Below are 22,234 nucleotides of genomic sequence, written 5' to 3'. Positions count from 1 at the left end.
CCGGACGTCTGGGGGCAGCGCCCCCAGCAGGCGGCCCGCGCTGCTCAGCGCACCCCGAGCAGGTGATCCATCGCCAGCTGGTCGAGCGCCTCGAACGCCATCCCCCGCTCCGCCGCCGCCTCCGCGTCGAACTCCTCGAACGCACCGCGGTCCGCGAGCAGCCCGGACAACCCGTCCGCCGCTGTGGGCAGCATGAGCCGGTCGAGTCGGGCAGCCCGCAGCGCCTCCCGCACCGCAGGATCGGCGCGAAAGGACGCTGCCCGCTCCTTGAGGATCAGATAGTTGCGCATGCAGCCCGCGGCCGACGCCCACACCCCGTCGAAGTCCTCGGTCCGCGGCGGCTTGAAGTCGAAGTGCCGCGGCCCTTCATAGCCTGCGGTCTCCAGCAGGTCGACCAGCCAGAAGGCGGACCGCAGATCGCCCGCGCCGAAGCGCAGATCCTGGTCGTACTTGATGCCGTTCTGCCCGTTGAGGTCGATGTGGAAGAGCTTGTCCGCCCACAGCGCCTGGGCGATGGAGTGGGTGAAGTTCAGCCCGGCCATCTGCTCATGGCCGACCTCGGGGTTGACTCCGTACAGCTCGGGCCGCTCAAGTCGCTCGATGAAGGCTAGCGCGTGGCCGACGGTGGGCAGCAGGATGTCGCCGCGCGGCTCGTTGGGCTTGGGCTCGATGGCGAACCGCAGGTCGTACCCCTGCTCGGTGACGTACTCCCCCAGCAGATCGAAGGCCTCCTTCATCCGGTCGAGGGCGGTGCGCACGTCCTTGGCCGCGCCCGATTCAGCGCCCTCGCGGCCGCCCCAGGCGACATAGGTACGCGCCCCGAGCTCGACGGCCAGGTCGATGTTGCGGATCGTCTTGCGCAGTGCGTACCGGCGTACATCCCGGTCGTTGGCGGTGAAGCCGCCGTCCTTGAACACGGGGTGGGTGAAGAGATTGGTGGTGGCCATCGGCACGACGAGGCCGGTCGTGTCCAACGCCTGCCGGAAGCGCTTGATGTGCGATTCGCGCTCGGACTCACAGGCGCCGAAGGGGATCAGGTCGTCGTCGTGGAAGGTGACGCCGTACGCGCCGAGGGCGGCGAGCCGCTGCACGGACTCGACGGGGTCCAGGGGCGGCCGGGTCGCGTCCCCGAAGGGGTCCCTGCCCTGCCAGCCGACCGTCCAGAGACCGAAGCTGAACTTGTCCTCGGGGGTGGGGGTGAAGCGTTCCGTCATCGCCATGACCACCTTCGAACAGAGTTTGTTTTCCTACCTTACTAATAATGCATGCGCCCGCGTCATCACAGAAGACCCCGCCAACACCTGTTCGCGCCGGGCGGCTTGACGTAATTTGTTTCGCGGACGGCCGAATGGGCCGGGAGGAAGAGGTGGGGGCAATGCCCGTGCAGCCGGTCGTGATCGGCGTGGACAGCTCTACCCAGTCCGCGAAGGCGGCGTTCATCGACGCGGCCACCGGCCGTACGCTCGCGGTGGGCCGGGCCTCGCACCACGTCGGCGGCGAGGGCGGGGCGCGCGAGAGCGACCCGGAGGTGTGGTGGCACGCGCTGCGCGAGGCCGTCGCCGCCGGGCTCAAGGAATCGGGCCTGCACCCGTCCGTTGTCATCGGCATCGCGGTCGCCGGACAGCAGCACGGCCTCGTCGTCCTCAACCGGGCCGGGCTTCCGGTGCGGCCCGCGCTGCTGTGGAACGACACCCGCTCGGCACCGCAGGCCGCCGCACTCACCGAGGCACTGGGCGGCCCGGAGGCATGGACGGCTCGTACGGGATCGGTGCCGGTCGCGTCGATGACGGCCGCGAAGTGGCAGTGGCTGCGCGAGACCGAGCCCCGGGCGGCCTCGGCCGCGGCCGCCGTACGCCTCCCCCACGACTTCCTTACCGAACGTCTCGCGGGCACCGCGGCCACCGACCCGGGCGACGCGTCGGGCACCTGCTGGTACTCCACCGCCACCGGCGCGTACGACCCCGAACTCCTCCGGCTCATCGGCCTGGACGCCGATTTGCTGCCTCCGGTGGCCGCCACCGGCGCCGCCCGCATCGGCTCGCTGACCGCCACGGCCGCGGACGACCTGGGCCTGCCCGCCGGCATCGCCGTCGCCGCGGGCACCGGCGACAACATGGCCGCCGCGGTCGGCCTCGGCCTCGGCGGCGCAGGCCTGCTCGACCACCCAGCCCTCAGCCTCGGCACCTCGGGCACGGTCTTCGCGGCCAGCCGCACCCGGCCCACCTCCGCGGCGCTCGCCGGATTCGCCGCCGCGGACGGTACGTACCTGCCGCTGGCCTGCACCCTGAACTGCACACTCGCCGTCGACAAGATCGCCGCCCTGCTGGGCCTGGGCCGGGACGCCGCGGAGGCGGGCGGGGAGGTGGTGCTGCTGCCGTACCTCGACGGCGAGCGCACCCCCGATCTGCCCACCGCCTCGGGCCTGCTCACGGGCCTGCGGCACACCACCACCCGGCAGCAACTCCTGGGTGCCGCCTACGAAGGCGCGGTCGTCACGGTCCTGCGCGCCCTCGACGAGGTCCTGCGCGCCTGCGGCCTCGACCCGTCCGACGAGGATGCGGCCGCCCGCCCGCTGCGCCTGGTGGGCGGCGGTGCAAGGGGCCGCCACTGGGTGGAGACGGTACGCCGCCTCTCCGGCCGCCCGCTGCTGATCCCCGGAAGCACCGAACTGGTCGCCGTGGGCGCGGCGGCCCTCGCGGCGAGCGCGGCGACGGGCGAGGACCCGGTGACGCTGGCGGCCGGCTGGCAGGGCGGCGCGGAGGTGGAACTACCGCCTGTGGAGCGGGACTTGGAGACATGGGAGCGGGTCTCGGGGGTGCTTGAGCGGGTGGCGCCCACGCTGCTCAGCTGACGGGCACGGGGGCGCCCACGCTGCTCAGCCGACGGCACAGGCGGCGCCCACGCTGCTCAGCCGACGGGGCCCGTCACCAGCAGCACCCCCGCGTACGACACCCCCGCCACCACCACCCACGCGCACAGCCCCAGCGCCGCGACCCGGCCGCCCGTGCGGGTCAGGGCCGGCAGGTCGACCGCGCTGCCGAGGCCGAACAGCGCGGCCGCGAGCAGGAGTTCCTGGGCGTGCTGGGCCGCGTCGATCGCGGTGGACGGAAGCAGGCCAGTGCTGCGCAGAGCCACCATGGCCAGGAAGCCGACCACGAAGAGCGGGACCATCGGCAGCCGATTGTGGACCGTCGTCCCGGCCCGCCGACTGCGGCGGACCGACAGGGCCACGGCCGCGACAAGCGGGGCGAGCAGCGCCACCCGCATCAGTTTGACCAGGACCGCCTCCCCGAGCGCTCCGGATCCGGCGGTCTGTGCGGTGGCCACGACCTGGCCCACGTCGTGGACGCTTGCGCCGACCCACCGGCCGAACTCCGCGTCGCTCAGCCCCAATGGCTGCTGGAGCAGCGGCAGTACGGCGATCGCGACCGTCCCGCACAGGGTCACCAGCGCCACCGAGGTAGCCGCGTCGCGCTCGTCACTGTCCGTCGCCTCGCTCACCGCACCGATCGCGGACGCCCCGCAGATGGCGTACCCGGCGGCGATGAGCAGCGGCTGGTCGCCCGGCAGTCCCATCCGGCGGCCGAGCCACCAGGTGCCGAGGAAGGTCGCCGCGACGACGCCGAGAACCATGGCGACCGTCGCCCAGCCGAGGCCGAGCACATCATCAAGGCTCAGTTTCAGGCCGAGCAGGACGATGCCGATGCGCATCAGCCGCTTTCCGGCGTACGAGAGTCCGGGGCGGGCCGCTCCCCGTACGACCGCGCGCACTCCCGGCAGATGGGCCGCGACGATGCCAAGCACCACGGACGCGGTCAACATCGGTATGTCCGGCAGCAGTTGATGCAGCCACCAGGCGACGGCCACGCCGACGACGGCCAGCGCGAGACCGGGCCGGATGCCTGGCGCGGACGGGCCGGACGACGGGGAGGCCGACGCCGCCCGTTCCCGCAGCAGCGCCATCAGCGGTCGGCCGGGAGTTCGTAGACGCGGCGGACGCTCGTGCCGAGGCGGGAGATGTCCGCTCCGTAGACATGGAGAGAGATCGCCCGGCCGGCGCCCGCGTTCCAGACCCGGTGGATGTCGCCGGGAGGCGCGAAACCGCACACCGCGCCCTGGGCATTGACGACATCGCCGGTGGCGACGAGGCGCGCGGCCCGGCCCGTCGCCGGTGACGGGAGGAGGCGGTAGCGTCGCTCGTACTCCTCGCCCTCGTGCACGCCCGTCGTGCACCACGACACATGGTCGTGCACGGAGGTTCCCTGGCCGGGCAGCCAGACCAGTGCGACGACCGAGAAGCTCCCGTCGTGTTCGGCATGGAGCAGGTGCTGGCGGTAGCGCGCGGGGTCGCTCCCGCACTGCTCATCGGTGAGCAGATCGGCCGCGCCGAGGTGCGGCGCGAGGCGCTCGCCGACCAGATACGCCGTCAGATCGGGCGGCAGTCCGCGCCCGACGGCGTCGCGCACCTCGGCGACCAGACTGTCGAGGCGGTCGGTCGTACGCGCGGCCCTGAAGGCGGTCGATCGGGTCGGTCCGGTCGATGTGGTCGATGTGGTCGATGTGGTCGATGTGGTCGATCCGGTCGATGTGGTCATACCGGCAGCGTCGAGCCGTCCGACCCATCACGTCCAACGACGAATTCTTCGCTACTCCCAAGCTCCGCTTATGGGTTGGGGACGCTCACCTCAGCAGCCGACCTTGTTTGCCGCGACCGATTTCAGCTCGTCGAGCACCCGCGCCGTCGCCGGGATCCGCAGATGTTCCCGCAGCACGTACGCCGAGATCTGCCGCCGCGACGCGGGCTGAAGTGCCCGCCCCGTCACCTTCCGATGGCAGAGGAAGTTCAGTACGAGCGCAGGCATCATCGCGACCCCAAGGCCCGCCGCGACCAGGCTCTGCACCACAAGATTGTCGTCCGTCGTAAAGGCGATGTCCGGCGCGAAGCCCTGCTCCGAGCATTCGTGCAGCAGATTGGCGCGGCAGCGCAGGCACCCCGCTATCCAGCGTTCCTCCGCGAGATCCACCAGCTGCACCGCCCGCCGCCGCGCGAGTGGATGTCCGGTCGGCAGCAGCACCGTCAACTGGTCCTCGAGCAGCGGAATTTCCACCAGCTCCTCCGGCACCTCCCCGTGCAGGCCGGGGTAGGTGAAGGCGAGCGTGATGTCGCACTCCCCGCGCACCAGCCGCTGGAGCGAGGCGGGCGGCTCGCTCTCCAGCAGGTCGACCCGGACGCCGGGGTGGGCCGCGGCCAGCCGGGCCATCGCCTCCGGGATGAGCGTGGCATTGGCGCTGGGGAACGCGCAGACGCGGACCCGCCCCGCGCGCAGCCGGGTGAGGGCGCTCATCTGCTGCTGGGCCGCGGACATGCTGTCGAGGATGACCGCGGCGTGCCGCGACAGCGCCTCCCCCGCCTCGGTGAGGCGCATGCCGCGCCCGACGCGGATGAACAGCGGTGTGCCGACGTCCCGTTCGAGGGCCTTCATCTGCTGGGTGATCGCGGGCTGCGTATAGCCGAGCGCCCGGGCGGCCGCGGAGTACGAACCTGCCCTGACCACTTCGTGGAACGTCTTGATGTGCCGGGAGTCGAACACCCGTGCATCATAAGCAGAATTTGGGTAACCGGGGGGCTCCGGCCGAGCCCCACCACCGGACGCCCCCAGGACACCCACCGGGCATCGGCGCCGACGGCTACGCCTTGCGCCCCACGCCCGCGTACAGCGACGCCGCCTCGTCCCCTTCCACGACCTCGTCGACGCCGAGCTCCGGGTGCCACTGCGTCAGCCGCACAATGCCGGGCTCCTCGACCTCGAGCCCTTCGAAGAAGCGGGCGACCTCCGCGTAGGAGCGCGGCCTCAGGGTGACTCCCCCGGCCGCGTACATGTCGACACCGCGCTGCACGGACAGCGGGTCGAAGTCGGCGGTGAGCTGCGACAGCACGAGATAGCTCCCGGACGGCAACGCATCCACGAGCCTGCGCACCAGGTCGTGCGGCCGGTGCTCGTCGCCCACGAAGTGCAGCAGCGCCACCAGCGAGAGGGCGATCGGCTGCTTGAAGTCGAGGATCTTCCTGGCCTGTTCGAGGATCCGGTCGGGCTCGCGCACATCCGCCTGGATGTAGTCGGTGACGCCTTCCGGGGTACTGCGCAGCAGCGCTTCCGCGTGCGTCAGCACAATCGGGTCGTTGTCGGTGTAGACGACCCGGGACTCGGGGGCGATGCCTTGCGCTAGCTGGTGCAGATTGGGCTCGGTGGGGATGCCGGTGCCGATGTCGAGGTACTGGCGCACGCCCGCCTGTCCCGCCATCCATCGCGTCACTCGCTGCATGAACCACCGGTTGGTCTGGGCGACATGCTTGGCGCGGTTGTCGATGCTCATGATGTGCCGGCCCAGCGCCTCGTCGACCGGGTAGTTGTCCTTGCCGCCCAGGAACCAGTCGTACACCCGCGCCGGATGCGGCTTGCTGGTGTCGATCCTGGGAACGGCGGGCTCGCTCCCGGTCATACGAAGCTCCCTGGATGCTCAGGAATTCTCGGTCAGTCGATCATGTGATCTTCGCAGGAGGACAGCCCTTCGGCAAGCAACTGCAGCTCGGAAAGGGGAAGTACGGCCCGGGCCGGGGGCCGCAGCGCCGAGCCTGCGGCAGGAGGTCAACGCCTTCATCCGGGCCGGCGCCGCCTTCGACGAAGCAGTCTCTGAGTGACCGCCTTTCTTTGCCGGGAGTCGGCTAGGGACGCAGTCGGGCGGCCAGGCCCTCGAAGTAGCTGCGGTGCACGGCGACCAGGTCCACCTGCTCGGGGTCGAGCAGCCACAGCAGGTGCGCACCCTCGATGAACGCGGCGGTCTCGACGTCCAGAGTCGCCGGGTCGAGCCCACGGCACTGGACCACCGCCTGGCCGACGAGATCCTTCACCACACGGCGGGCGCCTAGCTGACCGGTGGCGCAGACCGGCCGACCGGATGCGTCGGCAGGCGCCACTGGCTGTCCGTCAGGTCCACGTACGCAGGAGGCTGTGCATGCCGTACGCCTAGCACGGCGTCGCACGAACGGCTGACCATCCCCGCTACGGGCCCTGGCGGGCGGAGCCGACCTCCGCCCAGACCGTCTTCCCGGACGGCGGGTACGGCAATACCCCCCAGCCGTCGGCCAGTGCGTCCACGATGACCAGCCCGCGCCCTCTCTCATCGGCAACCCCGGAAACGACAGGAAGGCGATCGCCGCGCGGGTCCGTGACCTCGATCCGCAGCCGGGAGGCCAGAAGGAGGACCAGACTCAGCCGGAAGCCCCGGCCCGGCAGACGTCCATGCCTGACGGCGTTCGCGGCCAGCTCGGCCACGACGACCGCGGCAGCTTCCGCGCGCTCACTGTCGGGCGGCCATCCCCATTGCGCGATCTGCTCGACGGCAAGCAGTCGCGCGAGCCGGGCGCCACGCCGCGTGGCGCTGAGCAACTGGGTGAACTGCGGTGCGGGTGTTGCCGATTGAGGCATGTTCATCTGTACGGATTCGCTCTTCACACCACTCAGCGTGGCCGTGTGCCCATACGCTGACCAGGAACGACAGCGGTACGTAGTGGGCACGTACCGGTACGCATGGCACCGGGTACCGGTACTGCCCCCTAACGAGCGCGGACGGACGCTGCACGATTACGGAAGCGCGCGTGCCTCGGTCGGTTACGCGCAGGGCGTCCGGCCACTCGGCCTGGTCGGACTGTGCTCAGTGCCCGGTGGGGTGCCGGGACGTCGAGCCGGATCCGGTGGTCATACCAGCTGCCGTCACCAGTTCCCTTACGCCCACGGCGTGGGGATGCTTCGACCGCAGCTCAGTGACGATCTTCCGGATAGCCGGGCGGTCACGGACCTCACTCTGGGATACTCGCGCGGCAGACAGCAGTTCTGCGGCTGTCTGCTCGGCTTTGCCCCACTGCCACCACGCCCGGCCGAGGTCGGTGTGCATCCGGCCTTTGCGCTCGGCCGTCTTGAACTGGCCAGCCTGTAGTCGACGGCCGGCTTCCAGCGCCGCGCCCGCGTCGCCCAGTGCCCAATGCACACTGACGGCGTACAGATCGACGGCGGCCGGAGTCACAGGGAAGAGGCGGCCGTTGGGCGCTTCCTGCGGCAGGTCGCGAGCGGCCCGGGCTGCTTCACGGATCATGGCGAGTGCCTGGTCGCGATCACCAGCGCGCGCTTCGGTGTAGGCGGTCGTACAGAGCATCTGCGCATATGCGGAAGCCTGCGATTCGTTGTTCAAGCCGGTGGCCTCGACCCGTGCAACAGCGAGGAGGATGTTGCGCTGGGCTGCGACGGACTGGTCCTGGTGGCGAAGCACGATGCTGAGTTCGCGGGCGGCTGCGGCTGACACGAGCGGGGAGCCGGAGAGTTGCGCGTATACCGTTGCCCGGTCCGCGGTCAGTCTGGCCTGGTCGTAGCGTCCGATCTTGATCAGCCCCTGGGCAGCGAGGCTGTAGGTGGCCGACAGGCGGGCGAACGCGATCTCCTGTCGCCCGTCGGCAGCGGCGTGCGCGTCGGCGAGCAGGCCAGGAAGAGCCTTCAACAGCGTGGCGTTCTGGCCAGCGTCGAAGTAGCTGCGGGCAGCAGCGAGACGGGAGTCGAACGGGACCGGAGAACCGGTGGAGTCGGGCATGACCGCGAGCGCGTCGTCCAGGCTCGTCAGCAGAGAGACCGGGGCCGCGAGGCCGGCGGCGGCGAGCAGCGTGCGGCGGCGCATCGGGTCCTCCTGGGCACAGCGTGGCCGTTCTGGCGCAACTCTAGTGGCTTGGTCACCGGTTAACCCGAGCGACGCAGCGAGGACATTGGTCGGTACGCCCACCTCTTTGGCAGCGTGCCGGACCAGGTCCAGGCCCGCTCGTCGCCCGCGCTGCTCCAGGCGACAGACGGTGGAGGCGGAGCAGCCGATCCGCGCGCCGAGGTCGGCCTGCCGCCAGCCGAGGCTCCGGCGCCCAACCCGGATCAAGCCGCCAGGGTCGAGGTTCGCGACGAGGGCACGGACCGCGTCTGATTTCCAGAACTGATCGGCGCTCATCTGGCCTCCCACGCGCCAGCGCCCGACAGGGGCCGACTACCCACAGTATGCGGCGATCAGTGCTGCGTATACGGCGTGTGCGGGATGTGCAAACGGCTTGCACAGCGTGGCAGTCAATCACCGGGAGGCATCGTGGAGCGGTTGTCTGGGAGTGCGCCCCGCTGCGAGTGGCGAGGGCAGAGAGAATGGGGAGGACAGCATGTCAACAGCAGTCGAGATCAAGCTCCGTGACCCGCGGGACTTCGTGGCGCCCGAGGTGTGGGACCGCGAGATCCAGCTCCTCATGCGCGACTATCCGTTCGACGAAGTGATGGCGACCCGGCTGTTCGGCGCTGCCGTCACCTACCTGATCACGGCCATCGAGAAGTGGGGCCAGGGTCTGGAAATGTGCTGTGGCCGGACCGTCGACATCGCGGTCCACGTCTTCATCCTGGACACCAGGAACTACCGGGAGTTCTGCCACCAGCACTTCGACGGCAGGTTCCTGGAGCACATCCCGGAGATCGAGTTCAAGTACGACGGCTCCGTGGAGCGCACAGCGCAGATCATCGCCGCCAACGGCTTTGAGGTGGACTGGAAGCTGTGGGAGGCCGACTATGCCAAGTGCGGCCCGTGCCGACCGGGCGAGAATTGCCACTGACACTCAGGAACGGTTGGGCTCGGGGACGCTGTGAGCGTCCCCGAGCCCCTCGTTCGTTCAGGGCGCGGAACCGTTGTGTCATTCCCGCGCGGGCACCCGTCGGCACCGGTACGGTGATCAGCTTCACCAGTGACCGCCGCCCCTGAGGAGTTTCATGCCCCGTGCGCCCCACACGCCGGCCGAATACTGGGACACCTACATGCCTCACCGTGGCGAAGGTGACCAGCCTGCCCCCGTAGTGGACCGCTTCGAGTGGACTCAGTACCCCGGCCACGGACCCGGCGTCGAGGTGCTCGGCCGCCCGCGCCGAGCCCTGGACCTCGGGCCTGCGGAGGGCAAGGAGGCCGTGTTCCTGGCCCGCCAGGGCGTTGTGGTGACCGGGGTCGACCTCTCCCCGGTGCAGGTGACACGGGCCCGCCGGTGGTGGCGGGCCGAGCAGGGGCTGTCCTTCGTCCAAGCGGACGCGTGCGACTACCTCGCCTCGCACACCGAGCCGTTCGACGCCGTCTACTCGGTGTGGGGCGCCGTGTGGTTCACCGACCCCGAGCAACTCTTCCCGCTGGTGGCCAAGCGCCTGACGGCGGGTGGCGTCTTCGCCTTCAGCCAGGCCGAGACAAATCCCCGCTTATACGGGCCGCAGCGCATGCGCGGTAAATGGCTGGAGGGCCGCGAGCGCGAACTGACCGTGCTCCGCTGGCAGTACAAGCCTGGCGCTTGGGCGGATCTCCTCAAGCGTCACGGGTTCACGGACATCGACGCCTGCGTCCTCGAAGCGCCCGATGCCGGCAAGCTGGGCACGCTCATGGTGCGCGCCCGTAGCGCCGCGTAGAGGTCCTGACTGACCGGCAGGAAGACAGGGGACCGGGGCCCGGGGGCCACACGAAGGGGTGTGGCTTCGCTCGTACACCGTGCGGCCCTGCCGCCGAGCCGTAGCCTGCCGGAAGGGACCGGTACACAGAGTATAGGTACCGGTGCGGGCAGGCAGCGTGCAGAACGGGGGGCGATGGAGCTCACGGGTCCGGTGGACGACAACGACGAGGTGGAAGACGCTGCGGACCTCTTCCGTGTGATCGGCCGGTGAGGTTGCTTCGGGAGCGGGCTGCTCTCACGCAGCGGGAGCTGGGTGAGCAAGTCGGGTACAGCGAGGAGCTGATCCGGTCGATGGAGCGGGGGCGCAGGACGCCACAGCCGGAGTTCCTGGACGCGGCGGACGAGAAGCTGGGAGCGGGCGGGCTGCTGCGGGCGGCGAAGGAGGACGTGGCGAGGGCGAAGGCCCGTGCGCGGGTGAAGCATCCGACGTGGTTCAGGAACTACGCCAAGTTGGAAGCCGATGCCGTCGAGCTCAGCTTCTTCAGCTCGCTGACCGTACCGGGCCTTCTCCAGACTGAGGAGTACGCCAGGACAACCTTCATGGCCCGACAGCCCCTGCTGGACGAAGCCACGATCGAACAGCGCGTAACTGCCCGACTTGCACGTCAGGAGATCCTCACAAGGTGGCCATCCCCCATGGTCAGTGCGGTGATTGACGAGTCGGTCCTCCGCAGGGCCGTTGGCGGCTCTGAGGTACGCCAAGGACAGCTGAAGCACCTCAAACATCTCAGCCATCTGCGCAGCACCACGATTCAGGTACTCCCGATGGCCTGCGAAGACCATGCAGCGCTGGAAGGTCCGTTCATCCTTCTCGCGCCCCGAGGTCGACCACAACTCGCATACGTCGAGGTTCAAAGCGTGAACCGGCTGATCACCGACACCGAAGAGGTACGTATCCTGGCCGCACGGTACGGAAGCATCCGCGGCCAGGCGCTCAGCCCTCATGAGTCCCTGGCACTGATCGAGCAGTTGCTGGGAGAAGCATGAACATCGAGCTCAGCTCGGCCGCCAACTCCGGCCTCAACTGGTTCAAGAGCACTTACAGCGCGGGCGATGGTGGCGAGTGCGTCGAAGTCGCCGCCAATGAGCAGGCCGTGAGTGTCCGTGACTCCAAGGACATCACCCGGCCCCACCTGTCCGTCAGCCACCCCGGCTGGGCGCGCTTCGTTCGGTACGCGGCAGGAGCCTGACTTCGCTCCATGCCCAGCCGCACGTGGCCGGACGACACTCCGGCTTCCTTCCAGCTCCTTCCCGGCGCCGCCGACGCGCCGGTCATCCTTCACGTCCCGCACTCCTCGCGGGTGATTCCCGAGTCGGTGCGTGACGGCATAGCGCTGGACGACCGTGCACTCGAGCTGGAGCTGGACCACATCACCGACTCCCACACGGCCGAGATCGCCGCTGCCGCAGTGGCAGCCGCGACCGTCACCCCCTGGCGTTTCGTCAACCAGCTCTCCCGCCTGGTCATTGATCCCGAGCGCTTCCCCGACGAGCGCGAGGAGATGCTGGCCGTCGGCATGGGCGCGGTCTATACACACACCACGCACCGCGAGCGGCTCCGCCCGCCGGGCGCGGACCCCCGGCCGTTGATCGAGCCCTACTTCCATCCCTATGCGGAGGCGATGAACGCGGCGGTCGGCGAGCGGCTGGCGGCGACGGGGCGTGTCGTCGTCATCGACGTCCACTCGTATCCGACCGAGCCGCTGCCCTACGAGCTGCACGGCGACGGCCCGCGGCCGCCCATCTGCCTGGGCACGGACGACTTCCACACTCCGCCCGAGCTGATCGCCCTGGCCCAGACGGCGTTCGCGGGCTTCGGCGGCACGGGGATCAACAGCCCCTTCGCCGGGACGTATGTGCCGCTGAAGTACTACGGCAAGGACCCGCGCGTCAGCGCCCTGATGATCGAGATCCGCCGGGACACGTACATGTCGGAACCGGGCGGGGCGGCGGGCTCCGGCCTCACCGCCATCGCCGCCGCGCTGGCGGGTCTGGTCGACGCGCTGTCGGTCTGAGTCAGAACCACGCCCGCCCCGCGGCCCACACGGCGAGTTCGTCCTGCGCGCTATTCAACAGGGCGGCTGATGGCGCCGTCGCTCCGTTCGTCACAAGGGCGTAGTGCACGCCGCCCGCGTTCTGCGCGGTGAGCAGGAGGCGGCGGCTGCCCGTCCCACCCGGCTCCGGGGCGACGGCGATCGGTGTGCTTCTGGTGTACGCGGGAGGTCCGGCGACCGCGCCGAGGTCGGAGACCACCGTCGTGCGGGGGGTGTCGAAGGACGCAGGCAGGTGCAGTTCGGTGGGGGCAGCGGTGACGTCCGAGCGCCACAGGAGGAGGCCGTACCGGCCTCCGCCGACGAGCTCGGCGACCCGCGGCAGCGACTTCGGTACGGGATTCCACGTCAAGGTCGTCGAGCCGTCGCGTGAGCGGTCCTCGTAGGTGAAGGCGAGGGCGTGGCCCGCGGTGGCGCTGGGGTACAGGCGGTCCAGCAGCCGGGCGTCCTGGCGCAGGACCGCCGTGCCCGAGTCGTCGAGGCGGACGGCCGACAGGTCCTCGTCGTTCCAGGCGTCGGCGGCGGTCAGGACCTTGTCGGGGTTGCCGTTCATCAGCTCGTGGTGGCGGCCGTTGTAGATGTCCCACTGCCATTGCGTGCCGGACAGTACCGGTCCCGAGTCCTGAGGGCGAGACCACCAAGCGGCACCTGGCAGTCGGGAGTCCAGAGCCTGGTGCATCGCCTTGCCGACCGTCGGGGCCTTGTCGGAGACACTCCCGGTCAACGGGTGGCCGAACTCGCTGACGACCGCCGCTGTACCCGCGCCGGCCGCGCGGTCGCGGACGGCGCCGAAGTCCCCGGCGTACTGGCCGTCGGCGGCCTTGCCCCACATGAAGATGCCGGAGATGGCCTTGTGGTCGTAGAAGTGGGTGCTGAAGACATACCGCGGGCCGATGGTGCCGGCGTCCAGCAGCCCGCCCTCCTGCTTCTGGAAGGCGAGGTTGGAGTTCCAGAAGAGGTTCGGTTCGACGAAGGCGGGCTTGTTCTGCCAGCCGGCCGCGTCCATGCGGGCGCGGAACTTCTTGTAGAAGGGCCAGAGCAGCTCGCGCTCCCACGCCCGGCTGGACTGGCCGGAGTCGTACGAGCCCGCGTGCGGTTCGTTGTACGGGTCGAAGCCCGCGACCGCCGCGAACTCCGCGGCGCTGAGGTGCTCGGCGAAGTACGCCATGGTGGTCTGGGCGGTCGCGAGGAAGGCGTCCTGCACGCCGCCCTTGTTGTGCCAGAAGTCGTACGTCGCCCGCTTCACGGCTTCGTTCTGCGTGATGTTCTGTCCCCAGAACAGGCAGATCCCGCACGACTCCCGCGGGTAGCCGCCGGCCTCGACTGCCCACTTGGGGGCACCGTCGCCGCTGTACCAGCTGCCTTTGTTGAAGAGGTGCCGGGAGTAGAGGTCCTGGTGAAAGTCGGGGTAGACGCGGATGCCTGCCTTCAGGAAGGCCCGCAGCTGTGCGGTGGCGGCGGCGAGATAAGCCCGGTCCACCTGTCCCCGCACGGGTTCGGCGTGAGCCCATGACAGCAGGAAGCGGACGGCGTTGCCGCCGCCGAGCGCACGCAGCGCGTTCGCGGACTTCTCGGCGTCGGCGACGGAAGCGAAGGGCAGTCCGCCGTTCTCCTCCAGCTTTGTCCCGCCGGAGACGTTGTACCCGCGCAGGACCACCTCGCGGCCGAGTCCGTCTTTGAAGCGGCCGCCCTCGACCGTGAAGGCGGACGCGGCCTGCTCGTCGAACCAGAGGGAGTGCGGGGCGGGCGCCGCGGCGGACGGCGCGCCGCGTGTGGTCAGGGACGCGGTCATGAGGATGAGGAGACCGATCAGACGCGCGCGCATCTTCGCCATGCCCATCACAGTTCCTGACACACCGTCAGATTGTCAACGGTTGCACCACCGGCGACGCAGGACATGACAAGGGGAGCACCGACCCCGAGTGGCGCCAAAGACCGAGGTATCCGCAGGTAACCGACCATTCCCCTCGCATCCGGCGCATCTCCGTTATGCGGTTATCTTCGCTTCTCCGAGCCGTCGAGCCATTTCCCCCGCAATGCCGCACCCATTGCGCCGCCTAACACCTTCTGCACACGCCCCTGAAACACTCCCTACACATAGACGCGTGCGGTGCGTACGACACCTGACACGAGGTTGCCTTCTTCGGCGAATCTGCACACCGAATGCGCAGCCGTCACATCGCCTCCCGCGGACCTCTCCCGCCCTGACCAGCCCATCCTCCCATTGATGCGGTAATGTCCAGTTCCTGGCCAAGTGGGTGCCAACTCAAGGGAATTGCGATGGCTCACCGTGTGAAGAAGATGCCACCAAGCCATGGACATACCTGCACGTCAGGTAATTCAACGGCCGCCTTTCGACCGCATCAGCGGTTGTCCGATTGGCTGCGCAACACGCCTGCGTGCTTTGATCCTTCGCACTGCGGGAGCCGAAAGACTCAGTCGCAGCATTCGAGATATCCATGCGAAGGGAACCCCCTCATGAACTCCACCCCCCAGGTTCAGACCCAGGAAATCTCCGACAGCGACCTGGACAACGTGTCCGGCGGCCTGGTGGGCCAGGCTGCCGGCGCCGCGCTCGGCACCGTCGACTCCGTCGTCCCGGTCTCCGGCGTCGTCGGTGCCGCGTCCGGCACCGTCGGCTCCGTGGTCGGTACCGCCGAGGGCCTCACCGGCCTGGACACCTCCGGCGTCACGGGCCTGGTCGCCGGTCTCTGAGCCGGTCGTGTGCCGCTCAGCGGCGCATCCCCAAGCGGTGACTACGGCTCGTCGGCTTCCCCTCCTTGCCGACCGGCCGGACCGTATGCCCCGGATCCAACCCAGGGTCCGGGGCATACGGCCGCCGCCCGGCGGGCCCGCCGAGCGAGCCGCGCCGAATACCCGTCAGCCATCGCAGTTGAGGGAAGAGTGTCGTGCAGTTCCGCCAACAGGCCCTTTCCAAGCTGCAGTCGCCGGAAGAAATCGATCTGCCGGTGCGTTTTGCCCGCCCGCAGGGGTGGCTCGTCCTTGCCGTCACGGTCGTCGTCATGATTGCCGCAGCCGCCTGGGCAGTCACCGGAACCCTGACCTCCACACTCGGCGCGCCCGGTATCCTCACCCACGCCCAGGGCAGTTACGTCCTGCAGAGCCCCGTCGCGGGCCAGGTCACGGAAGTGCTCGCCGAAGAGGGCGCGAGGGTTTCCGCCAACGCTCCCCTGGTGAAGCTCCGTACCGCCGAGGGCAGCACCGTCGTCCGTACGATCGCCGCGGGCCGGCTGACCGCACTCGTCGCCACGATCGGATCCGTGGTCACGACCGGAGCGGATGTGGCGGCCGTGGAGAGGATCGACAAGCCGGACGACCCCCTGATGGCCGTCCTGTATGTGCCCGCCGACAGCGGATCGACGGTGCCCGTGGGCGCTTCGGTCGATCTCACCGTCCAGTCGGTGCCCACCCAGCAGTACGGAGTACTGCGCGGCCGGGTGAAGGCCGTCGGCCGTACCGCCCAGACCCGCCAGCGGATCACCGGCTTCCTCGGCAGCAGTCAGCTGGGCGAGCAGTTCTCGAAGAAGGGTCAGCCCGTGGCGGTCCTGGTCCGTCTCGACCCGTCCTCGCGCACCGAGTCCGGCCATAGCTGGTCGTCCGCGGACGGTCCGCCGTACGCAGTCGACTCCATGACCCTGACCACCGGCGCCATCCGGCTGTCCGAGCAGCACCCGATCGACTGGCTGCTGCCGTGACCGCGCAGAAGCAGCAGAAGCTGCCGCCGGCGGCGGGCGGCCGCGGCCGCCATCGCCCGGAGGGAGCGCCGGCCCCTCGGCGCGGCTCGCGCCGCGCAGGCCCGCCGCCCAAGGCCAGGAAGCAGAAGGCCGAGAAGCAGAAGGCCGTTCGCACCCCCACCATCCTCCAGATGGAGGCGCTGGAGTGCGGCGCCGCCTCGCTGGCCATGGTGCTCGCGCACTACGGGCGGCACGTGCCGCTCGAGGAGCTGCGTATCGCGTGCGGTGTCTCCCGCGACGGCTCACGCGCCAGCAACCTGCTCAAAGCAGCCCGCAGTTACGGTCTACAGGCCAAAGGCATGCAGATGGAGCCGACGGCGCTGGCCGAGATGCGGGCGCCGGCGATCCTGTTCTGGGAGTTCAACCACTACGTCGTCTACGACGGCATGGGACGCCGGTTCGGCCGTCGGGGCGTGCACATCAACGACCCGGACAAGGGCCGCCGCTTCGTGGCGACGGAGGACTTCGACACCAGCTTCACCGGTGTCGCGCTGATCTTCGAACCCTCCGACAGCTTCCGCCGGGGCGGCCGTAAGCCGGGGATCATGGGCGCCGTGCCCGCGCGGCTGCGCGGTACGACGGGCACTCTGCTGGCGGCTCTGCTCGCCAGCCTGCTACTCGTCGCGGTCGGCGCCGCGGTGCCTGCACTGAGCCGTACGTACATCGACATGTTCCTGATCGGCAATCAGACCTCACTGCTGGGACCCCTGTTCGCGTCGATGGCCGTGATGGTGGCGCTCACCGCCGTGCTCACCGGCCTGCAACAGGCGAACCTGCTGCGCGGCCGCATCATCTCGTCCACGCTCAGCAGCGCCCGCTTCCTGCGTCATCTACTGAGACTGCCGGTCACGTTCTTCGCCCAGCGCAGTCCGGCCGATCTGGTGCAGCGGCTGCAGTCCAACGACGCGGTCGCAGAGACGCTGGCGCGGGACCTCGCCGCCGCCGGCGTGGACGGTGTCGTCGTCATCCTCTACGCCCTACTGCTGTGGACGTACGATCCTCAACTCACCGTCATCGGCGTGCTGATCGCGCTGCTCAATGTGGTCGCGATGCGCATCGTGATCAGGCTGCGGGCCACCAACACCCAGAAGCTGCGCGCGGACAGCGCCCGGCTCACCAACACCTCGTACACCGGTCTTCAGCTGATCGAGACCATGAAAGCCACCGGCGGTGAGAACGGGTACTTCCGGCGCTGGGCGGGGCAGCACGCGACCACGCTGGAGGTACAGCAGCGGCTCGGTGTGCCGAGCGCCGCCCTCGCCGTCGTCGCGCCCACCCTCGCGATGCTCAACAGCGCGCTGATCCTCTGGATCGGTGGACTGCGGGCGGTGGAGGGCCATATCTCGATCGGTCTGCTCGTCGCCTTCCAAGCGCTGGTGACGCGATTCACCGCGCCGATCACCCGGCTGAACGGAGTGGCGGGCAGGATTCAGGACTTCGCCGCCGATGTGGCCCGGCTCAAGGATGTCGAGAACTTTCCCGTCGACGCGCTGTACTCACGCCGGGAGCAGGAGGCGAGCACCCGCAGGCTCAAGGGCCATGTGACGCTGGAGAACATCACCTTCGGCTACAGCCCGCTGGACAAGCCGCTGCTCAGCGGGTTCTCGCTGACGGTGGGACCTGGGCAGCAGGTGGCGCTCGTCGGCGGGTCGGGCAGCGGCAAGTCCACCGTCTCCCGGCTGATCTCCGGCCTCTACAGCCCGTGGGAGGGGACGATCCGTATCGACGGGCAGCGCCTGGAGGACATTCCGCGCAGCGCGCTGGCCGCCTCGGTCTCCTTCGTCGACCAGGACGTGTTCCTCTTCGAAGGCACCGTCCGGGACAACGTGGCGCTGTGGGACCCGTCGATACCGGACGAGGCCGTCGTCACCGCGCTGAAGGACGCAGCGCTCTACGACGACGTGATCGTCCGGCGGCCCGACGGCATCCACAGCCGGGTCGAGCAGGACGGCCGCAACTTCTCCGGCGGTCAGCGCCAGCGGCTGGAGATCGCCCGGGCGCTGGTCCGGCGGCCGAGCATCCTCGTACTCGACGAGGTCACCAGCGCTCTGGACGCGCAGACCGAGCAGGTCATCATCGACAATCTGCGGCGGCGCGGCTGCGCGTGCGTCGTGATCGCCCACCGGCTGAGCACGGTGCGCGACAGCGACGAGATCGTGGTGCTCGACCATGGTTCGGTCGTCGAACGCGGCAGGCACGAGCACCTGGTCGCCGCCGGGGGTCCGTACGCCGAGCTGGTCAAGGAGCACTGACGTGGCATCCGTTCACCCGTCCGCGGTCGCGGGACCGGGCGAGACCGACGCGGTGACCCACGCGCTGGGCGGCCTCGGCGCGCCCGTCGACTGCACCGGCCTGCGCAGCCTGGCGCTGGAGGGGCCGCAGGTGCTGTGGCTCGTCGTCGGCGGGGCGCTGGATCTCTTCGCGGTCGACGCCGCCCAGCAGGGGCACTGGCACTTCCTCGGCCGTCTCGAAGCGGGCACGCTGCTGCTCGGCCCGGTGGACGGCCCGCGGCACACCCTGCTCGGCAGGCCTTCGCAGGACTGTCAGCTGCGCAGGATCCCGTTGCGTGAGCTGTACCGGCCGGGGTACGAGACGTACGAGACCGAGTACGGGACGTACGACACCGCCTCCGGCACGTACAACACCATGTCCGGGACGTATGACACCGGGTCCGGCACGTACAGCACCGGCTACGAAACATCCAACACCGGCTACGAGGCTCCCAGTCCCCTGGAGTACGCCTTCGCTCTCGGCACCGGGCGGGGCCTCGGCGTCCTGTTCCAGGCTCCGCTCGACGGCCGGCCCGCGGCCGACGTGGCCGTGGCCGACGACGACATCCTGTGGATGCCGGTCTCCCCCGGCAGCGTCCAGTACGGCGGCGCGTACAGCGCGGAGGCGGCCGGGGACCTGCTGGTCGACGCTGCGCTGTGGCAGCAGATGGTCAACCAGCAGTACCGGCTGCTGTCCGCGGTGGACCGCTGGATCGAAGAGCTGGAGCGCGCGCACGAGGACCGGACGGCCGCCGGTATCAAGGCGGGCGAGGCCGTCCGTGCCCGGGCCGATCAGGCGCTGCTGGCCTCCATCGGCAGGCCGGAACGGGCCGGCCGGGCATCCACAGGCGCTGACGTGGCGACCGACGACGCCACGTTCGCTGTCTGCCGGCGGGTCGCGGAGGCCGCCGGGATCACGCTCTCCGAGCCGTCGAAGAGCGGTGCGGTGAGCGACCGCGTCAGTCCGGTCGAGCGGATAGCGGTCGGCTCGCGGATCCGTACCCGCGCGGTCAGACTCGACGGTCGCTGGTGGCGTACGAATACCGGCCCCCTGGTGGGTCATTGGGCCAAGTCGGGAGCCCCGGTCGCGCTGCTGTGGCGTCGCGGCCGGTACGAAGCGGTGAATCCGGCATCCGGACTGCGGATACGCATCGGCAGGAACAGCGCGGAGGAACTCGAACCGCGCGCCGTGATGTTCTACCGCCCGCTGCCGGAACGGCCCATGACCGCCTGGCAGCTGATGCGCTTCAGCCTGCGCGACACCCGCATGGATCTGCGCAATCTGGCGCTCGCCGGACTGGTGACGGTGGGTCTCGGCGCGCTGGTGCCGATCGCGACCGGACAGGTGCTCGGCGTGTACGTGCCGACGGCCGAGAAGAACCTCATCGTCCAGGTCTCACTCGCAGTCATGATCGCCGGCGTCGTCTCCGCCGCGTTCATGCTGCTGCAGAACCTGACCATTCTGCGGATGGAGGGACGTATCGAGAGCGCGCTGCAACCGGCCGTGTGGGACCGGCTGCTGCGGCTGCCGACCAGGTTCTTCACCGAGCGCTCGACCGGAGAGCTGGCCAGTGCGGCGATGGGCATCAGCGCCATTCGCCGGGTGCTGTCCGGCATCGGACCCGTCGCCGTGCAGGCGAGCACGGTCGGCGCGATGAACCTCGTACTGCTGCTCTGCTACAGCGTTCCGCTGGCGCTCGCCGCGATCGCCATGCTGATCCTCATCGGAGCCGTGTTTCTCGGGATGGGCCTGTGGCAGCTGCGGTGGCAGCGGCAGCTCGTCGAGCTCGGCAACAAGCTCAACAACCAGGCGTTTCAGACCCTGCGCGGGCTGCCCAAGCTGCGTGTAGCCGCGGCGGAGAGTTTCGCGTATGCCGCCTGGGCGCGGGAGTTCGCCCGCTCCCGTGAACTGCAACAGCGCGCCGGCCGGATCAGGAACCTCACCACGGTCCTCGACGCGGTCTATCTGCCGCTCTGTTCGCTCACCATGTTCATGCTGCTGGCCGGCCCCGCCCGTGGCAGCATGTCGGCCGGTGAGTTCCTGACCTTCAACACCTCCGTGACCATGCTGCTGACCTCCGTCACGCAGGTCTCCGGGGCGCTGGTCTCGGCCGCTGCCGTCCTGCCCATGTTCGAACAGATCAAGCCGGTACTCGACGAGGCCCCTGAGGTCTGCGGCGCCAGCGCCCAGCCCGGCACCCTGACCGGCGCGATGGAGGCCAGGAAGCTCTCCTTCCGCTACTCCGACGACGGCCCCCTGGTCCTCGACGACGTGTCTCTCCAGGTTCGGCCGGGCGAGTTCGTGGCGATCGTCGGTCCCAGCGGATGCGGCAAGTCGACGCTTCTCCGCCTCCTCATCGGCTTCGACAAACCGGCCTCGGGCAGCGTGCTGTACGACGGCCAGGACCTGGCGGCCCTGGACCAGGCTGCCGTCCGCCGCCAGTGCGGTGTCGTCCTGCAGAACGCACAGCCGCTGACCGGCTCGATCCTGGACTGCATCTGCGGTGCCGAGTCCTTCTCCCAGGAAGAGGCGTGGGAGGCCGCCGAGATGGCGGGCCTGGCCGAGGACATCAAGCGCATGCCGATGGGCCTGCACACCATGATCTCGGCCGGCGGCGCGATCTCGGGCGGCCAGCGCCAGCGCCTGATGATCGCCCAGGCCCTGATCCGCCGCCCGCGCATCCTGTTCTTCGACGAGGCGACCAGCGCGCTGGACAACGAGACCCAGCGCATCGTGATCGATTCCACCCGCCAACTGAGCGCCAGCCGTGTGGTGATCGCCCACCGGCTGTCGACGGTGATGGACGCCGATCGCGTGATCGTGATGTCGGACGGCCGGGTCGTCGAGCAGGGCCGCCCGGCCGACCTGCTGGCCAACGCGGGCGGCGCGCTTCACGAACTGGTGCGGCGGCAGATGACCTGAGCCGGCGGACCCGTGGAGGCGGTCGTCACTGGTCGGTCACGCCGTCCAGGTGCGGCAGGTAATGATCGAGGCGTTCCCGCTTGGTCAGCAGATACGACATGTTCTCCTCGCGCGGCGGTATCAGCAGGGGAACCTGCTCGGTGATTTTGATGCCGTGCCGCAGCAGCGCTTCGCGCTTGAGCGGGTTGTTCGACAACAGCCGCACGGACTGCACACCGAGGTCGTGCAGCATCTCCGCCGCCACCCGGTAGTCGCGGGCGTCGGCCGGAAACCCGAGGGCGAGATTCGCCTCGACCGTGTCCAGCCCCTCCGCCTGGAGCTTCATGGCCCGCAGCTTGGCCAACAGACCTATCCCTCGCCCCTCGTGACCCCGGAGGTAGACGAGAATGCCGCGCCCTTCCGTCACGATGGCGTGCAGTGCGGCGGACAGCTGATCGCCGCATTCACAGTGCTTGGACCCGAAGACATCTCCGGTCAGACACTCCGAATGCACACGGGTAAGTGCTCCCTCTTTCTCGGCATCGCCGTATACCAGCACCATTTGTTCGTCCCCGCTTTCGCGGTCCAGGTAGCCGATGGCGAGAAAATCGCCGTGCGTGGTGGACAGCCGGACATCCACCACTCGTTCTACACCTGATGGATGAACACTGTCGCCGAACACGCCATCACTTTCTGTCATGACCCCG

Annotated in this window: 20 protein-coding genes; 10 read left to right on the top strand and 10 right to left on the bottom strand. The window is 69.5% G+C overall.

The genetic code is table 11. The features are described from left to right. Positions 1 to 44 precede the first annotated feature (44 nt). Positions 45 to 1,214: a xylose isomerase gene (gene xylA / locus ACH492_RS03225; RefSeq protein ID WP_398983283.1), complete on the bottom strand. Its 1,170-nt coding sequence runs from the start codon at positions 1,212 to 1,214 to the stop codon at positions 45 to 47. A 161-nt stretch (positions 1,215 to 1,375) separates the two neighbouring features. On the opposite strand from xylA, the gene xylB reads away from it, so the two are divergent. Beyond that, a complete protein-coding gene (xylB, locus tag ACH492_RS03220) occupies positions 1,376 to 2,851 on the top strand; it encodes a xylulokinase (protein ID WP_398982188.1) in 1,476 nt (491 codons plus the stop codon). Positions 2,852 to 2,907: 56 nt separating this feature from the next. On the opposite strand, the gene ACH492_RS03215 is transcribed toward xylB, so the two are convergent. The 7 genes from ACH492_RS03215 to ACH492_RS03185 all read right to left on the bottom strand — a co-directional run bounded on the left by ACH492_RS03215 (position 2,908) and on the right by ACH492_RS03185 (position 9,039). Beyond that, complete coding sequence (locus ACH492_RS03215; RefSeq protein ID WP_398982186.1) at positions 2,908 to 3,963, bottom strand: YeiH family protein; 1,056 nt, start codon at positions 3,961 to 3,963, stop codon at positions 2,908 to 2,910. Next, on the bottom strand, positions 3,963 to 4,595 hold the full coding sequence (locus tag ACH492_RS03210) for a cysteine dioxygenase (protein ID WP_398982184.1): 633 nt from the start codon (positions 4,593 to 4,595) through the stop codon (positions 3,963 to 3,965). The genes ACH492_RS03215 and ACH492_RS03210 overlap by 1 nt, the downstream gene beginning before the upstream one ends. Positions 4,596 to 4,685: 90 nt before the next feature. Further along, positions 4,686 to 5,591: a LysR family transcriptional regulator gene (locus ACH492_RS03205; RefSeq protein WP_398982182.1), complete on the bottom strand. Its 906-nt coding sequence runs from the start codon at positions 5,589 to 5,591 to the stop codon at positions 4,686 to 4,688. A 97-nt stretch (positions 5,592 to 5,688) separates the two neighbouring features. Then, positions 5,689 to 6,501 carry an SAM-dependent methyltransferase gene (locus tag ACH492_RS03200; protein WP_398982180.1) on the bottom strand — a complete coding sequence of 271 codons (813 nt, stop codon included), beginning with the start codon at positions 6,499 to 6,501 and terminating at the stop codon, positions 5,689 to 5,691. Positions 6,502 to 6,724: 223 nt separating this feature from the next. Then, on the bottom strand, positions 6,725 to 6,913 hold the full coding sequence (locus ACH492_RS03195; protein WP_398982179.1) for a hypothetical protein: 189 nt from the start codon (positions 6,911 to 6,913) through the stop codon (positions 6,725 to 6,727). A gap of 148 nt (positions 6,914 to 7,061) precedes the next feature. After that, positions 7,062 to 7,487, bottom strand: a complete 426-nt coding sequence (locus ACH492_RS03190; RefSeq protein ID WP_398983281.1) for an ATP-binding protein — start codon at positions 7,485 to 7,487, stop codon at positions 7,062 to 7,064. A 226-nt stretch (positions 7,488 to 7,713) separates the two neighbouring features. Next, positions 7,714 to 9,039 carry a multiprotein-bridging factor 1 family protein gene (locus ACH492_RS03185; RefSeq protein ID WP_398982177.1) on the bottom strand — a complete coding sequence of 442 codons (1,326 nt, stop codon included), beginning with the start codon at positions 9,037 to 9,039 and terminating at the stop codon, positions 7,714 to 7,716. Positions 9,040 to 9,238: 199 nt separating this feature from the next. Between ACH492_RS03185 and ACH492_RS03180 the strand changes: the two genes are divergently transcribed. The 5 genes from ACH492_RS03180 (at position 9,239) to ACH492_RS03160 (ending at position 12,564) form a co-directional block, all read left to right on the top strand. Then, positions 9,239 to 9,679: a hypothetical protein gene (locus ACH492_RS03180; RefSeq protein WP_398982175.1), complete on the top strand. Its 441-nt coding sequence runs from the start codon at positions 9,239 to 9,241 to the stop codon at positions 9,677 to 9,679. 154 nt (positions 9,680 to 9,833) lie between these two features. Beyond that, the gene (locus ACH492_RS03175) at positions 9,834 to 10,508 is read left to right on the top strand and encodes a class I SAM-dependent methyltransferase (protein WP_398982173.1); all 675 of its coding nucleotides are present in this window, start codon (positions 9,834 to 9,836) and stop codon (positions 10,506 to 10,508) included. Positions 10,509 to 10,756: 248 nt separating this feature from the next. Continuing rightward, positions 10,757 to 11,536, top strand: coding sequence for a Scr1 family TA system antitoxin-like transcriptional regulator (locus ACH492_RS03170; RefSeq protein WP_398982171.1), 780 nt, complete (start codon positions 10,757 to 10,759; stop codon positions 11,534 to 11,536). Beyond that, complete coding sequence (locus tag ACH492_RS03165) at positions 11,533 to 11,739, top strand: DUF397 domain-containing protein (RefSeq protein WP_398982169.1); 207 nt, start codon at positions 11,533 to 11,535, stop codon at positions 11,737 to 11,739. Before ACH492_RS03170 ends, ACH492_RS03165 begins: the two co-directional genes overlap by 4 nt. Positions 11,740 to 11,748: 9 nt before the next feature. Beyond that, on the top strand, positions 11,749 to 12,564 hold the full coding sequence (locus ACH492_RS03160; RefSeq protein ID WP_398982167.1) for an N-formylglutamate amidohydrolase: 816 nt from the start codon (positions 11,749 to 11,751) through the stop codon (positions 12,562 to 12,564). Between the two features lies 1 nt (position 12,565). Here the strand turns inward: ACH492_RS03160 and ACH492_RS03155 are convergent, their stop codons facing one another. After that, entirely contained in the window at positions 12,566 to 14,434 is a 1,869-nt protein-coding gene (locus ACH492_RS03155; protein ID WP_398983279.1) for a cellulase family glycosylhydrolase, read from the bottom strand. Positions 14,435 to 15,078: 644 nt separating this feature from the next. Between ACH492_RS03155 and ACH492_RS03150 the strand changes: the two genes are divergently transcribed. The 4 genes from ACH492_RS03150 (at position 15,079) to ACH492_RS03135 (ending at position 21,548) form a co-directional block, all read left to right on the top strand. Then, a complete protein-coding gene (locus tag ACH492_RS03150; RefSeq protein WP_398982165.1) occupies positions 15,079 to 15,315 on the top strand; it encodes a type A2 lantipeptide in 237 nt (78 codons plus the stop codon). Between the two features lie 194 nt (positions 15,316 to 15,509). Next, complete coding sequence (locus ACH492_RS03145; protein WP_398982163.1) at positions 15,510 to 16,316, top strand: HlyD family efflux transporter periplasmic adaptor subunit; 807 nt, start codon at positions 15,510 to 15,512, stop codon at positions 16,314 to 16,316. 170 nt (positions 16,317 to 16,486) lie between these two features. Next, positions 16,487 to 18,607, top strand: coding sequence for an NHLP family bacteriocin export ABC transporter peptidase/permease/ATPase subunit (locus ACH492_RS03140; protein ID WP_398983277.1), 2,121 nt, complete (start codon positions 16,487 to 16,489; stop codon positions 18,605 to 18,607). A 1-nt stretch (position 18,608) separates the two neighbouring features. Then, positions 18,609 to 21,548, top strand: coding sequence for an NHLP bacteriocin export ABC transporter permease/ATPase subunit (locus tag ACH492_RS03135; protein WP_398982161.1), 2,940 nt, complete (start codon positions 18,609 to 18,611; stop codon positions 21,546 to 21,548). A 25-nt stretch (positions 21,549 to 21,573) separates the two neighbouring features. On the opposite strand, the gene ribA is transcribed toward ACH492_RS03135, so the two are convergent. Beyond that, positions 21,574 to 22,227: a GTP cyclohydrolase II gene (gene ribA / locus ACH492_RS03130; RefSeq protein ID WP_398982159.1), complete on the bottom strand. Its 654-nt coding sequence runs from the start codon at positions 22,225 to 22,227 to the stop codon at positions 21,574 to 21,576. Between the last annotated feature and the right edge of the window lie 7 nt (positions 22,228 to 22,234).

This window comes from Streptomyces sp. NPDC019443 (assembly GCF_044389785.1).
GTDB lineage: Bacteria > Actinomycetota > Actinomycetes > Streptomycetales > Streptomycetaceae > Streptomyces.
Note: the sequence above shows the minus strand (reverse complement) of the source record. Positions and strands in the feature narration are given on the sequence as shown.